This window comes from Nocardia sp. NPDC024068 (assembly GCF_040638875.1).
Classification (GTDB): domain Bacteria; phylum Actinomycetota; class Actinomycetes; order Mycobacteriales; family Mycobacteriaceae; genus Nocardia.
In genome coordinates this window covers 334,864-349,358 of the sequence record NZ_JBEZYU010000002.1, presented here as the reverse complement: position 1 = coordinate 349,358, position 14,495 = coordinate 334,864, and the positions used below count along the sequence as shown (strand labels likewise).

Below are 14,495 nucleotides of genomic sequence, written 5' to 3'. Positions count from 1 at the left end.
AATCACGACAGCACCCGGTACAACCGCCAGGTCGGCTGGTTGTCGCCGTCGTTGGGGATCTCCAGTTCCAGGGTCGCGATATCGGCGCCGGTCTCGTAGAGAGTCGGATACCGCACGTTCACGGCGTCGGATGTCCCGCGGCCGCTGTTGGGGACCGCGAGGATGTAGTGCACACCGTGCGCGGCGGGGTCGTTGAGGATGGTGATGAAATCCTGGTCGGACGGGATGATGAACGTTCTGGGCCGCTCCGTCGCGGTGAATACGGCGAACCCGTACACCGTGTCCATCAGCACGGACGATTCCGGCAACCCGAGATCGTCGATATAGCCGGCCATTTCGCGTTCGGTATCGAAGGAGGCGATGATCCGCCGTTCCTGTGACCGGGTTGCGGAGGTGTCGTCCGGATCGGGAAACAGGATCTCCTGGAGCGCGTACTGCTGCACCGACAGTGTCGGCGACAGCATGAAGACACCGGTGACGGCCGGCGTCGCCACCACCAGTACCGCGGCGAGAACCGCGGGTACCCGCCGCCGTCCGGGCGCGATGACCCGCGGCCGTCGGTGGCGCCCGGGCCGCCGGGCGGGGATACCGCCCCGGGCGGGCACCAGTTGCGCGGCCAGCACGATCATGAGCGGGGTCGCGCTCATATAGAAGCGCAGGAACGGAAAGGTGGTACCGGTCATCTGATTGCGGGTCGCGAAGGCCAGGACCGCGCCGAACACGAGGCCCGTCACCAGGACTTCGGCATCACGGCGCCGCCAGGCCAGGACCAGGCAGACCGGAATGAGGACCGGCAGCACCGGCCCCAGGATCATGATCTCGCTGATCGAGTAGAGGAACCCGAACAACGGGGTCACCGTGCCACCCGAACTACTTTGCGCGACGATGGCGGTATTTCCGTAATCAGAGGTGAACTGCTGGAACGGCTGGCCGGTGATGAGCCAGCTGGTCACGGTCCACACCACGAACGCCACCCCGATGGGCGCCGCGACCAGCAGCGCGTCCATGACGGTATCGGTGATGCGGTCCCGGCGCGGGCCACGGGCGCGCCGCCAGGTCACCACCGCGGTGAAAACCGTGACCCCGGCGGCGACGGGTAGCGCGTCGTACCGGGTGAGATAGGCCAGTGCCAGGGCGATACCGGCGATCGCGAGATCGTGTACGTCGTCGGTATAGAGCCACCGGATCAGCCGGCGCGCGGTCCAGCACAGGAAGAAGAGGAACGGTGCCTCGCTCATACCGTTCGCCGCGTAGAAGACGATCATCGGGTTGAGTGCGAAGACCGCGGTGAGAAACCACACCAACCAGGACGGGACACCGCGGTCGAGGCAGATACCGCGGATCTGCACCACCGCTGCGGCGGCGAACGGCGCCGATACGAGTACTCCGGTGAGGTTCCAGGACGTCACCACCGGCCACCAGTGGCCGAGCACCACCAGGGGCAACTGGATGAGGGTGATGAGCGGCGTGAAGATGAATCCGATGGCGGCCAGATGCGGATCCCGGCTGAACAGGGCGCTTCGCGCGGCCGAGGTGCGGCTGAGCGAATCGCCGAGAATATAGTGCGGCTCGATCGCCAGGTAGAGGCCGGCGGCCAGGTAGGCCAGCGCGGTGACGACGAACAACCACCGTGCGGACCTCATCGTGGGGCGCTCGCCGGTTCCGGTGTTTCCGTGCCGGGCAACCCGTGGAAGGTCTTCTCCCAGTAAGACGGTTTGACGATCAGCTGGTAGGTGCCTTTGATCGCCGCGATACTCATCAGGATCCAGTACAGCGGGGAGGTGACGGCCGCCAGCAGCAGCGTGGTGAGCCGGCTCTCCCGGCATGCGACGAGGTTCATGTACATCACGGCGGTATTGCCGACGACCAGGCAGAACAGCGCCGGAAAGTAGACATACGGCGGGAACTGGTCGTGGATGGCATCGGGCTGTCCGAGCAGCCAGGCCAGAGTGATGAGCCAGAACAGCATATTGAGGCAGGCGATGAGCGGGGTACCGGCCAGCAGCGTGGTGAACCGCGCGAAACTGCGCGGCCCGAGTTCGCGCCACAGATGGCGCGGCCGCCGCATATGCACCAGCCAGGTTTGCAGATACCCCTTGTACCAGCGGGAGCGCTGCCGGATCCAGTTGATCGGATCGCTGTTGGCCTCCTCCCAGGTCACCGAGTCGAGAACGGCGGTGCGGTAGCCGCTTTCGGCGATGCGCACCCCCAGATCGGCGTCCTCGGTGACATTGAACGGATCCCAGGCCCCGATCCGATCCAGCACCGTCCGGCGCAGATGGTTGGAGGTGCCGCCCAGCGGGATGGGGGCGTCACCGCGCATCAATCCCGGCAGGATGAACCCGAACCAGAGTGCGTAATCGGCGGTGAACCAGGCGGTAAGCAGGTTCTGGCTGCCGTTGTGGAAGGCCAGTCGCGCTTGTACGCAGGCGGTTTCGGGGGGTAGCCGGTGGAAAGCGACGGCGGCCCGGCGCAGCTGGAGGGGATCGGGACGGTCTTCGGCGTCGTAGATGGTGACGATCTCGCCGGTGGCGAAGTGCAGCCCGAAATTGCAGGCTTTCGGTTTCGTCCGGGGCGGGGCGGGTGGCACCTCGACGATGGACACCCAATCCGGTGCGTCCACGTCACGGGCCGCGGTGAGCGTGGCGTCGTCGTCGGCTTCGAGGAGGAGCAGCACCTGCAATTTGTCGGCCGGATAACGGAACTCGGCCATATTCGCGATCACCGTGGCGATCACCTCCGGCTCGTGGAAGGCGGGCACCAGGATGGTGTAGCTCGGCAGGGCGGCGTCGTCCGCGGCGAGTGCGTCCTCGTCGGTCACGGTGACGATGCTGCGGCCGTCCAGCCCCCGGTAGAACAGGATCAGCCGGTCGACGAGCGTCCAGACGTAGGCCGCCGTGCACACGACGGTCAGCGTGATCAGCGTGCCGGTGCGGGCGAAGACCGCACCGGCGACGAGTGCCGCGAGCAGCGCGATGAGGGTCCAGCGTTGCCAGGGGACGACCACCGTCGCGGCCGAGGCCTCCGGGTGGCGTTCGCGGAGCCCGTGGACGGCGTCGTGGAGGGCGGCGGCGACCCGGTCGTCCGGTGCTTCCGGATCATCGTTCACCACGGCTGCACCTGCACCAGCCGGCGGGCCAGGGTGGCGAGCAGATCGGCGTCCTTGTACTCGGGGTCGGCGTCGGTCAAGGCACTGACTCCGCGGGCGAGCAGCGCGATCGTGCCGGTGGTGAGACCGGCGAGCGTCGGCCGGGGCGGCAGGAAGTAGGCGTCGGGTTCGTGGTTGTCGACGGTCATCACCGTGACGCGCTGGATATGCGTGGTATCGCGGCGCCAGACGAAAGTGAGGTAGTTCCAGGTCAGGTGACGCTGTTCGTCGACGATGGAGTACATGTCCGCGGTGATGCCGCGCCCGATCGGGACCGGCTGCGGCGGGTTGCCGACCCGGGAATGCCGCAGATCGTAGCTGAGCAGTGTGGGCGTGACATCCAGCGCAGCGCCGTAGCGCACGGTCAGCAGGTCGATCTGGGCGGTGCGATTGCGGCCGATGCTGTCCCACTGCGGATTCGGCCGGAGTGTACGGACGGTCTGCCGCAGGAAGGTGGATTCGCTGCTGAAGTAATGTGCCGGCCAGTCCATCTTCTGCAGGCCGGTCTGACGCCAGCCCGGCGGGACCACCAGCCCGGTCTCGCCCTGATAGGGCGGTCCGGCGGCGATGTTCTCGCTTTCCGGTTTCGGCAGCGGAGTCAGGGTGAGCACCACCGCGACCGCGGCCAGCGCTGCCACCGAATACCACGGACGGGCGGTCGGGATGTCGACGCGCGGGCCGGTGGCCGCCGGCCACAGGGGTTCGCGCAGGATCAGGGCACAGCCGCCGACCACGACGGCGGTCACGGGTACCACCCCGCTGAGAACGACCGAGATCCGGATTCCCGGGAACCAGAGCGACACCAGCGCGAATACGGCGCTGTCGAGCACGATCGCGAGCACGGCGACACCCAGGACCCGGCGGCGGCCGCGCAGGAAACCGTAGGACAGGCAGGCCGCGGTGGCCACGATGAGAACCACCGTGTACGCGAACATGCCACCGCCCAGCGTGATCGCGACGAGCCGGTAGAACACCGGGTTCACGACGAGCAGCAGAACCCAGACGGACCGGTAGCGTGCGGTGGCGCGCAGCCCGAACAGCAGCACCGAGCCCGACAACACGAACAGGACCAGGGCCAGCACGTCGTAGTGGAACAACTCGTAGAACGGGGCATACCGGGGCAGCAGCAGACGCTGTACGGCGAGCGCGATGAGCAACCCGATAACGCCGACGATCACATCGGTTTCGCGATCATGGATGGGCAGTACGGGATTGCCGCGCCGCCGGACGCCGAGCACCAGGGCCATCGCCGAGAGCGGTAGCACCACCAGGTAGCCGATGCTGGTGCCGTGGCTCGCGCCGACCCAGATATCGACGAGTGTGCGCCGGAACGCGAGCACGGTCAGTACCGTCAGAACCGTCCAGCGGACCACGAGGGCGCCGACCCGGCCGGTGGTGGCGCGATCCGTCACGGTCCGCGTCGGTTCGCCGGTCGGAGGCCGCGCGCGGCGAACCAGAGCACGAAGACCAGGCCGATGACCAGGAGTATCGCGGCCACGATCAGCAGGACACGCATGGTGGACGTGATCGAGGCGCCGGGGTCGGGGGGTGTGGACGTGGCGTCGGTTAGCGCGTAGTCGACGGGTTCCCGGCCGGCGGCCGCGAACACGAGGTCACCGGACAGCGAGTACCAGCCCTCGGGTCGGTCGGACACCCAGTCCAGGGTGCGATCGAGTTCGCCGGGGCCGGAATTACTGGTGGCCACCAGCAATTGCCGTGCACCGTCGTAGTAACTCTGCAGTGCGGCGAAACGCAGATCGGGGGAGAGTTGCAGCCGGGTCGTCGTCCCGGCCCGGTCGGTGACCTGCAGGCGGGTGTCGTCGGTTTTGCTCAACGGAGGTGAGATACCGTCCACCGGCCGGCCGTCGGCGGTGATGAGAACGGCCGGCCGGTTCGCCGCGACGGCGTCCTGCATCGAGGTCCACCGGGGATCGAGCCGGGTGGAGGTGAGCGTCTGCAGGCCGCTCGTGATCGTGACGGCGCGGCTCAGATCGTCGAAATCGCCGGTGGTCGCCGCGATATCGAAGCCCGGAAGCAGCGCCGCGGGTAACGCCTGGAATCCGTCCGGAGGTCCGCCCGGGAACGGTTCGCTGGTGACCTCGCTGCCCGGCAGGATGGTCAGGGTCAGCGGCTGGTCGGTTCCGCAGCGGCCGGTGTCGCCGGTGGTGCGCAGCGTGACCTGGACCGGAGTGCTGCGTTGCAGGACCTCGTTCGGTATATCGATCCAGCGGTCGATCTGCCCGGAGGGATCGGCGGCCCAGTTCGTCAGTTCCCGATCCCCGGCGGTCACCACGATCTGGCCGGCCTGGCTCGGCGGCAACGGCGTGTAGTGGCCCTGGAGGTTGATGCGGATATTCCCCGAAGGCCGGCCCAGCCGGGACTGATCCAGGCCGAAGCGGACGCTGACCTGAGCATGGGAAACGGCCTCCAGCTCGCCGACGCCGAGCTGCCCGAGCGTGGTGGTGTCGGGAGCCAGGATCGGCGGCTGATCCAATGACCCCGCCACCGCGCGGCTGGTGACGGCGAATTCGGATACCCGGCTGGTGATCAGCCGGATCTGATCGAGCAGTGCGTCGCCCGCACCGGTGACCAGCAGCCCCGGCGGACCGGCGGCCGGGGTCAGCGTCGTGGCCGCGTCACCGCCGCCCCGGATGGCGATCGAACGGGTGAAATCGTCGTCCGGTTCGGTGCGGGCGCCGTCCGGCCCGAGCGGGCGCAGGGTCACCCGGACCGGTTGGCTGCCGTAGTAGGCGACGATCGCGCTGGACAAAGACAGCGCCGCGGTCGATTCCAGGTCCGACGGCGCCTCCGGGACGTAGATGCGTAGTTCCTGCAGGATGGGCGGCAGGAAATCCGCGATGGCTGCCGGAGTCTGCGGGGTGCCGGTGTAGAAGATCCGGACATCGCGGAGTACGGCGCCGTGGTCGAACCAGTCGTCCGGGCAGCGGCCCAGCGCCGGGAACAGGTTCATATGCAGAGTGACGGTGGCGGCTTGTTCGTCGACGGTGGCTTCGGCCAGCGGAATGGTGACCGGTACCCGGGTAGCGGGTCCGGCGGGCAGGTCCGCGTGCCCGATGAAGCGGTCATTCGATTCGACATCGAGTGTCCCGCGTTCCAGATCGGCGGGCAGGTCGACCGCCATGCTCAGCCGGTCGGGCGTCATCCCGGGTGGTACCGGTATCGCCAGGTCCACCTGGTCGTCGTCGCCGTGTAGCGTGATCGGTTCGCCCAGGCCCAGGTCCCGGGCGGAGAATTCGGCCGGCCCGGCCGGTGCCGAGAGGTCCGGCGGTTGTGCCGGGGCGGTGCCGCCGGTGAGGGTGATCACGGTGAGTAGTGCCCAGCAGGTGCACAGCGTCCGTACCGCGATCCGCATGGGTATGCCACCCCTCAGTTATTCGACGGTGTTGCCGGAAGATTTCGATAACACCAGTCCGCACGGTATCCGTAACCATACGGATGGTAACCGCAAGAGCTCCGGCTATCGGTCAGCTACGGATGTCGCGGTGTCGTGCGTGCCGAGGGTCGCGTGTTCAGTCGCGGGCCGCCACCGGGATCGGTTCGACCGGTTTCCAGCGCTGGTCGATCAGCAGACCGAGCATGCCGCCGGCGATGCAGATGATCGATACTCCGACCATGACGGGATGGGTGCCGCCGGTCAGCGCGTCGGCCAGGACCACGGTCGCGGCGGTGCCGGGCAGGATGCCCACCACGGTGGCGCCGAGATAGGGCCAGAACCGGATCGACGACAGTGCGCACGAGTAGTTCACCACCGAGAACGGTGCGAAGGCGATCAGGCGCAGCGCGCCGACGGCCAGCCAGCCGCGCCGGCGTAGTCGCTCGTCGACGATCCGGACGGCCGGATGGGTGAGGTAGGGCGCGACCCGTTCCCGCCCGGCGGCGCGTACCAGGAGAAACGCCGCCGAGGCGCTGAGCGTCGAGGCGATGACGGCGACCGCGAGCCCGACGACGGGACCGAACAGCAGGCCCGAGGCGACCGTGAAGACGGTGCGCGGGACGGGCGCGATGGTGATCAGTGTATGCGCGAGGAAGAACATCACCGGAAAATAGGGCCCGGCTCCCTCGGCCCACGCCTGGATCGAGCGCGGACTCGGCAGCGGGGTCAGCAGCGCCGCCGCGCAGACGACGGCCACGCAGCACAGTACGAGGACAATCCGCCGGTCGCGGAGCATGCGGGACACCGGGAGAGGTTATCGGTCGCCGGTCGGTCCGGTTCGCGCGGTGCCGGTTCGCGCCGCCGGTTGCCGGGGCAGTGGACGAGTATGCCCGCGCATGTCCGGCCGGACCGGAGCACCCGGATCGGGGTGAGACGGGTACCCCTCAGCGGAGGTGGTGAAGACCGGGTCCGTACCGGACGCGGGGTGAATGGTGGGTGTCGCGTGGCCACCCCGGTGGCGGTCGGGTATGCCGGGCCGGGCCGGCGTGGCCGGGATGCATTGCCCGGATCGCGGCGGGTTATTCCCGGACCGGGTGTCGGATTGTCCACAGTACGTGCGGGATTCGATCCTCCGGAGGCAAGGTTGATCGCGGTGACCGGTGTGCGCTCGGCGGGCCGGACGGAAGACGGGACGCGCGATGCGCATGGGGAACAGGTGGCCGCGCCCGGCCGCTTCGGGAGGTGACCCGCGGCGGGCCGGCCGCCGGATCGTGGTGGCGCTGCTGACCGCTGTGGCACTGCTGGCCGCCGGGTGCTCCACGGCGGCCGATGACGACGACTCCCGGTGGTCCGACAGCTGGATCACCGCGCAGCAGGCGGCGGTCGGGATCTGGGAACCGAACTGGTCGGAGGACGGGTTCGCCGATCATTCGGTCCGGCAGGTCGTCCGGCCGACCACCGCGGGAGACGAGGTTCGGCTGGTGCTGTCGAACCTCTTCGGTGACCGGCCCCTGCGGATCACGGCGGCCACCCTCGCCGAACCCGGTGCGGGGGCCGCGCTGCGGCCCGGCACCGTGCGGCCACTGCTGTTCGACGGTTCCCCGTCGACGGAGATCCCGGCCGGTACGGAGACGACGACCGACCCGGTCGACTTCCCGGTCGCGGCGCTGCGGCCGGTCGCGGTCACCCTGTATCTCGCCGATCCCACCGGACCGGCGACCTTCCACCAGATCGCCAATGCCACCAGTTACCGCGCCCGTGGCGATCATGCCGCCGATCCGGCGGCGACGGCGTTCACCGAGACCAGCCGGTCCTGGTACTACCTCGCCGATCTGGAGGTGAAGGCCGCCGGGCAGGACGAGGCCGTGGTGGCGTTCGGCGATTCCCTCACCGACGGGGCGCAGGCCGGGACCGATGCCGACAACAGGTACCCGGACGCGCTGGCCGCGCGGCTGGCCGCCGACGGGAGCGGGCGCGCCGTGCTGAACGCTGGTATCGGCGGTAACCGGGTGCTGACCGATTCCGCCTATACCGGTGAGAGCGCCGTGACCCGCTTCCGCCGCGATGTGCTCGATCGCGATAACGCGGGAACCGTCGTCCTGCTGGAGGGCATCAACGATATCGGCGTCAGCGAACTCGACGAGCCGTGGGCGAAACCCAATCCGGTGGTGGATGCCGACCGGCTCATCGCCGGATACCGGACGTTGATCGGACTGGCCCGTGCCGACGGTCTGCGCGTCCTGGGCGCCACCCTGACTCCGTACCGGGGCGCGCCGTATTTCAGCGAACGCGGCGAAGCGGTGCGCGATGCCGTGAACGCCTGGATCCGGACGTCGGGGGAATTCGACGCGGTCGTCGATTTCGATCGGGCGCTGGCCGACCCGGCGGATCCGGACTCCCTCGCTCCCGAATTCGACAGCGGTGATCATCTGCATCCCGGCCCGGCCGGTTACGCCGCTATGGCCGCGGCGGTGGATCCGGCGGCGCTGTGAATTCGGCGGCGCTGGTGAATTCGGCCGGCTCGGATCTTCTCCCGGCGGCACCGGTGTCCGATAGGTGATGACCGGGATTTCCGGTGTCGCCGCAGGCTCGGGGTAGCGCAGGTTACTCGCTGGTAACGGTGGTCACGGGGAGTTGCGTTCCGGCATCCCGCTAGCATCGGAGGGGCGGGCTGAATGCCCGTTAACCAAAGTATTCGCTGAGCTGGGCGGATGCCAAGGTACGCGTGCACGCAGGTGGTGCGCTTGTACTGGAACGAACTAGAGGGAACAGGGTATGCCGATTGCTGCAGAGCCCGCGGCCGGAGCCGATCCGTCCTCGTCCGCGGTGCCCGAATATCCCGCCTGGCGCAAGGGTGTGGCGGGAGTGTTGGCCAAGGCCCGCAAGGTCGACGCGGCCGAACTCGGTGACGAACCCGAAAAGCTGCTGAACGAGTCCACCTATGACGGGCTGGATATAGCACCGCTCTACACCCGCCGAGACGAACTGCCGGAGCAGCCGCTGCCCGGCGCCTACCCGTTCGTCCGGGGCGGCGACGGCACCCGTGATGTGCATCGCGGGTGGTATGTCAGCGCCCGGATCGGAGCCACCGATCCCGCCGCGGCGAATCAGGAGATCATGAGCGGGCTGGAGAACGGCCTGAGCGCGGTCGAGTTGATCGTCGGCCCCGGCGGACTGCCGGTCGACGGCCTGGTGACCGTGCTGAACGGTGTGCTCTTCGAACTGGCGCCGCTGCGCCTGCGGGCCGGCGCGGCGACCGCCGAGGCCGCCGAGTCCGTACTGGGCGTCCTCGCCGGGTACCCGGTGCCCGAACGGTCGGATATCCAGGTCTCCTTCGGTGCCGCTCCGCTCACGGCCGCGTTCTCCGGAATCGAGGACCTGGGTGTCGAGGAAACCGTCGCCCTGGCCGCACGGCTCGCGGAGCGGCCGGAGACGCTGCGCGCGATCACCGTGGACGGCATCGTCTTCCACAATGCAGGCGCCTCCGACGCGCAGGAGGTGGGCGCCGCGGTGGCCGCCGGTCTCGAGTACCTGCGACTGCTGTCCGCGCAACTGCCGGTGCCCGAAGCGCTGCGGCAACTGGAATTCCGGTTCGCCGCCACCGACGACCAGTTCGCGACCCTTGCCAAGTTCCGGGCCGCGCGGCGGTTGTGGGCCCGGGTGGCACACGCTCTCGGGGCACCGTCTGAGGGCGCCGCACCGCAGCACGCGGTGACCTCCGAGGCCATGATGAGTCGCCGCGACCCGTGGGTGAACCTGCTGCGTACCACGCTGGCGGCGTTCGGCGCCGGTGTCGGTGGCGCCGATACCGTCACCGTGCTCCCGTTCGATTCGGCGCTACCGGCCGGTGAACTCGGTGTCTCCGCGGCGTTCGCGCAGCGGATGGCCCGCAACACCCAGTTGCTGCTGCTCGAGGAATCCCATCTCGGCCATGTGCAGGATCCCGGTGCGGGTTCCTGGTATGTCGAACGATTCACCGACGACCTCGCCAGCGCCGCATGGACCTTCATGCAGGAGATCGAGGCCGCCGGCGGTTATCGTGCCGCGCTGGACTCGGGACTGCTGGCGGCGAAGATCGGGGAGACCCGCACCCGGCGGGAATCCGATATCGCGCACCGGCGCACCGCGGTCACCGGGGTCAACGAGTTCCCGAATCTGGCGGAGTCGCCGCTGTCGGAGGCTGCCCGCGCGGCCGGTCCGGGGCAGCGGTACGGCGCCGCGTTCGACACCCTGCGGGACCGCTCGGATGCCTATCTGGCGGCGCACGGCGCGCGGCCGCAGGCGCTGCTGGTGCCGCTGGGCACCGTCGCCGAGCACAATGTACGCGTCACCTTCATCGCCAATCTGCTGGCGTCCGGCGGTATCGAATCGGTCAACCCGGGCCCGCTGGCCGGCGACGAGATCGGAGTGGCGGCCAAGGATTCCGGCGCCACCATCGCCGTACTGTGTGGTACCGACGCCCGGTACGGCACCGACGCGGCGGCGGCGGTGGAACAACTGCGGGGTGCGGGTGTGGGAACGGTCCTGCTGGCAGGACCGGAGAAGGTGCTGGCCGGTATCGACGAGGAGCGGCGCCCCGACGGGTTCCTGGCGGCCCGCATCGATGCGGTCGCCGCCCTGACCGCCCTGCTGGAGAAGGTGGGAGCCTGATGACGACACAGCGAATCGAGCAGGTGATCGGCAGTTTCGCCGAGGTACCGCTCACCGAACCGGGTTTCACCCCCGAACCGGCCGGGGATTCCGCGCGCGAGGCCTTCGTCGCGGCGTCGGCGGCGGCCAACAACTACTCTCCCGAGCAGTTGGTGTGGTCGACGCCGGAGGGTATCGATGTGCCGCCGGTGTTCACCGGGCGCGATCGTGACGCGGTCGTGGAGGCCGGGTTCCCGCTCGACAGCGTGCCCGGTGTCGCGCCGTTCGTGCGCGGGCCGTATCCGACGATGTATGTGAACCAGCCGTGGACCATCCGCCAGTACGCGGGATTCTCCACGGCGGCCGATTCGAACGCTTTCTACCGGCGCAATCTGCAGGCCGGTCAGAAGGGTCTGTCGGTGGCCTTCGACCTCGCCACCCACCGGGGCTACGACTCCGATCACCCCCGGGTGCAGGGCGATGTCGGGATGGCGGGCGTGGCCATCGATTCCATCCTGGACATGCGCCAGCTCTTCGATCAGATCCCGCTGGATCAGGTCAGCGTCTCGATGACCATGAACGGTGCGGTGCTGCCGATCCTGGCGCTGTATGTGGTGGCGGCGGAGGAGCAGGGCGTCACGCCCGAGCAGCTGGCCGGAACGATTCAGAACGATATTCTGAAAGAGTTCATGGTCCGCAACACCTACATCTATCCGCCCAAACCCTCGATGCGGATCATCTCCGATATCTTCGGCTACACCAGCGCGAAGATGCCGAAGTTCAACTCGATCTCCATCTCCGGCTATCACATCCAGGAGGCGGGAGCGACCGCCGATCTGGAGCTCGCCTATACCCTCGCCGACGGCGTGGAATACCTGCGGGCGGGTATCGATGCGGGCATGGAGATCGACAAGTTCGCACCGCGGCTCTCGTTCTTCTGGGCCATCGGTATGAACTTCTTCATGGAGGTCGCCAAACTGCGGGCCGGCCGGCTGCTGTGGAGCGAGCTGGTCGCGAAATTCGATCCGAAGAACCCGAAATCGCTCTCGCTGCGTACCCATTCGCAGACTTCGGGCTGGTCGCTGACCGCGCAGGACGCCTACAACAATGTGGCCCGCACCTGTATCGAGGCGATGGCGGCGACTCAGGGCCACACCCAGTCGCTGCACACCAACGCCCTGGACGAGGCGCTCGCGCTGCCGACCGATTTCTCGGCCCGGATCGCGCGTAACACCCAGCTGCTGATCCAGCAGGAGTCCAACACCACCCGGCCGATCGACCCGTGGGGCGGTTCGTATTACGTCGAATGGCTGACCCATCAGCTGGCCGATCGCGCTCGCGCCCATATCGCCGAGGTCGAGGCGCACGGCGGGATGGCGCAGGCCATCGGTGAGGGCATCCCGAAGTTGCGGATCGAAGAAGCCGCGGCCCGGACCCAGGCGCGCATCGATACCGGCCAGCAGCCGGTGATCGGCGTGAACAAGTACCAGGTGGAAGAGGATCACGAGGTCGAGGTCCTCAAGGTCGAGAACTCGCGGGTGCGGGCGGAGCAGATCGAGAAGCTGCGGCAGCTGCGGGCCGACCGTGATCAGGACGCGGTGGACCGGGCGCTGGGCGAATTGAGCCGGGCCGCCGCCTCGTCCGAGGGCGGGATGGAGAACAATCTGCTGGCCCTGGCCATCGACGCCGCCCGCGCGAAGGCCACCGTCGGGGAGATCTCCGACGCCCTGGAGAAGGTCTACGGCCGCCATCAGGCCGAGATCCGTACCCTGTCCGGTGTGTATCGCGACGAGGCCGGGAAGGTCACCAACATCACCACCGCCGGGGACCTGGTGGAGGAGTTCGCCGAGGCCGAAGGCCGGCGTCCGCGCATCCTGGTCGCGAAGATGGGGCAGGACGGCCACGACCGCGGCCAGAAGGTGATCGCCACCGCCTTCGCCGATCTCGGATTCGATGTGGATGTGGGCCCGCTGTTCCAGACCCCCGAAGAGGTGGCGCGGCAGGCGGCGGACAACGACGTGCACGTGGTCGGGGTGTCCTCACTGGCCGCCGGTCACCTCACGCTGGTGCCCGCCCTGCGGCAGGCACTGGCCGAGGTCGGCCGGCCCGACATCATGGTCATCGTCGGCGGGGTCATCCCGCCCGGTGATTTCGATGAGCTGTACGAGGCGGGCGCGGCGGCGATCTTCCCGCCGGGCACCGTGATCGCGGACGCGGCCATCGATCTGCTGCGCAAACTCGGTGCCGCGCTTGGGCACGAGCTCGGTTCCGGCGACAGCGATTCCGGGGTCGAAGCCCAGGGATGAGCACACGTGTAGTCGACGTGGAAGCACTCGCGCAGGCGGTCCGCTCCGGGGAGCGGGCCGCGCTGGCGCGGGCGATCACCCTCGTGGAGTCCACCCGCTCCGACCATCGGGACCAGGCGCAGCAACTGCTGCTGCGGCTGACCCCGGAAACCGGTGCGGCGCTGTCGAACCGGGTGGGGATCACCGGGGTGCCCGGGGTGGGTAAGTCGACCTTCATCGATGCCCTGGGTATGCAGCTGATCGGTCAGGGGCATCGGGTCGCCGTGCTGGCGGTCGATCCGTCGTCCACCCGGACCGGTGGCTCGATCCTCGGAGACAAGACCCGGATGGCACGGCTGTCGGTGGAGGAGAACGCCTTCATCCGGCCGTCGCCGACCGCGGGAACGCTCGGTGGGGTGGCCAAGGCGACCCGCGAGACCATTGTGCTGCTCGAGGCGGCCGGTTACGACGTGATTCTGGTGGAGACCGTCGGCGTCGGCCAGTCCGAGGTGACGGTGGCGAACATGGTGGACGTGTTCTGTTTCCTGACCCTGGCCCGCACCGGCGATCAGCTGCAGGGCATCAAGAAGGGCGTCCTGGAGCTGGCCGATCTGGTGGCGGTGAACAAGGCCGACGGCAGGCACGAGATCGAGGCCAAGGGTGCGGCCCGGGAGCTGACCGGTGCGCTGCGGCTGATCCATCCGCACGACGCCCTGTGGCGGCCGCCGGTGCTCACCATGAGTGGTCTGGAGGGCACGGGGCTGGAGAAATTCTGGCAGACCGTGCTGGACCACCGCCGCGTGCTCACCGATGCGGGGGAGTTCGCCGAGAAACGACGCCGGCAACAGGTCGATTGGACCTGGACCATGGTGCACGAGCAGTTGCTGCGCCGCCTCGCCGACAATCCGAACGTGAAGGCTCTGCGTGGCGAGGTGGAGCGGGAGGTCCGGGACGGAACCCTGACCGCGGCGCTGGCCGCCGAGAAGCTTCTGGGCGCGTTCGACAGCTGAAGAAGCCGATTCCGCGACAGGAGATGGTC

At 68.5% G+C, this 14,495-nt stretch carries 9 protein-coding genes; 4 read left to right on the top strand and 5 right to left on the bottom strand.

Annotated features, from left to right (window positions below):
• Positions 1–2 precede the first annotated feature (2 nt).
• From AB0F41_RS04315 to AB0F41_RS04295, 5 genes are all read right to left on the bottom strand, one after another.
• Positions 3–1,643, bottom strand: a complete 1,641-nt coding sequence (locus AB0F41_RS04315; protein ID WP_357421260.1) for an ABC transporter — start codon at positions 1,641–1,643, stop codon at positions 3–5.
• Entirely contained in the window at positions 1,640–3,109 is a 1,470-nt protein-coding gene (locus AB0F41_RS04310) for a glycosyltransferase (protein WP_357421259.1), read from the bottom strand. Before AB0F41_RS04310 ends, AB0F41_RS04315 begins: the two co-directional genes overlap by 4 nt.
• Entirely contained in the window at positions 3,106–4,560 is a 1,455-nt protein-coding gene (locus AB0F41_RS04305; RefSeq protein ID WP_357421258.1) for a hypothetical protein, read from the bottom strand. Before AB0F41_RS04305 ends, AB0F41_RS04310 begins: the two co-directional genes overlap by 4 nt.
• A complete protein-coding gene (locus tag AB0F41_RS04300) occupies positions 4,557–6,521 on the bottom strand; it encodes a hypothetical protein (RefSeq protein WP_357421257.1) in 1,965 nt (654 codons plus the stop codon). The genes AB0F41_RS04305 and AB0F41_RS04300 overlap by 4 nt, the downstream gene beginning before the upstream one ends.
• A 157-nt stretch (positions 6,522–6,678) precedes the next feature.
• Positions 6,679–7,347, bottom strand: coding sequence for a TVP38/TMEM64 family protein (locus tag AB0F41_RS04295; RefSeq protein WP_357421256.1), 669 nt, complete (start codon positions 7,345–7,347; stop codon positions 6,679–6,681).
• Between the two features lie 400 nt (positions 7,348–7,747).
• Here AB0F41_RS04295 and AB0F41_RS04290 point away from each other — a divergent pair, with 400 nt between their 5' ends.
• From AB0F41_RS04290 to meaB, 4 genes are all read left to right on the top strand, one after another.
• Positions 7,748–9,034, top strand: a complete 1,287-nt coding sequence (locus AB0F41_RS04290; protein ID WP_357421255.1) for an SGNH/GDSL hydrolase family protein — start codon at positions 7,748–7,750, stop codon at positions 9,032–9,034.
• A 283-nt stretch (positions 9,035–9,317) separates the two neighbouring features.
• On the top strand, positions 9,318–11,192 hold the full coding sequence (locus AB0F41_RS04285; RefSeq protein WP_357421254.1) for a methylmalonyl-CoA mutase family protein: 1,875 nt from the start codon (positions 9,318–9,320) through the stop codon (positions 11,190–11,192).
• Complete coding sequence (gene scpA, locus AB0F41_RS04280; protein ID WP_357421253.1) at positions 11,192–13,477, top strand: methylmalonyl-CoA mutase; 2,286 nt, start codon at positions 11,192–11,194, stop codon at positions 13,475–13,477. Before AB0F41_RS04285 ends, scpA begins: the two co-directional genes overlap by 1 nt.
• The gene (gene meaB / locus AB0F41_RS04275) at positions 13,474–14,466 is read left to right on the top strand and encodes a methylmalonyl Co-A mutase-associated GTPase MeaB (protein ID WP_357421252.1); all 993 of its coding nucleotides are present in this window, start codon (positions 13,474–13,476) and stop codon (positions 14,464–14,466) included. The genes scpA and meaB overlap by 4 nt, the downstream gene beginning before the upstream one ends.
• The last annotated feature ends 29 nt before the right edge of the window (positions 14,467–14,495 follow it).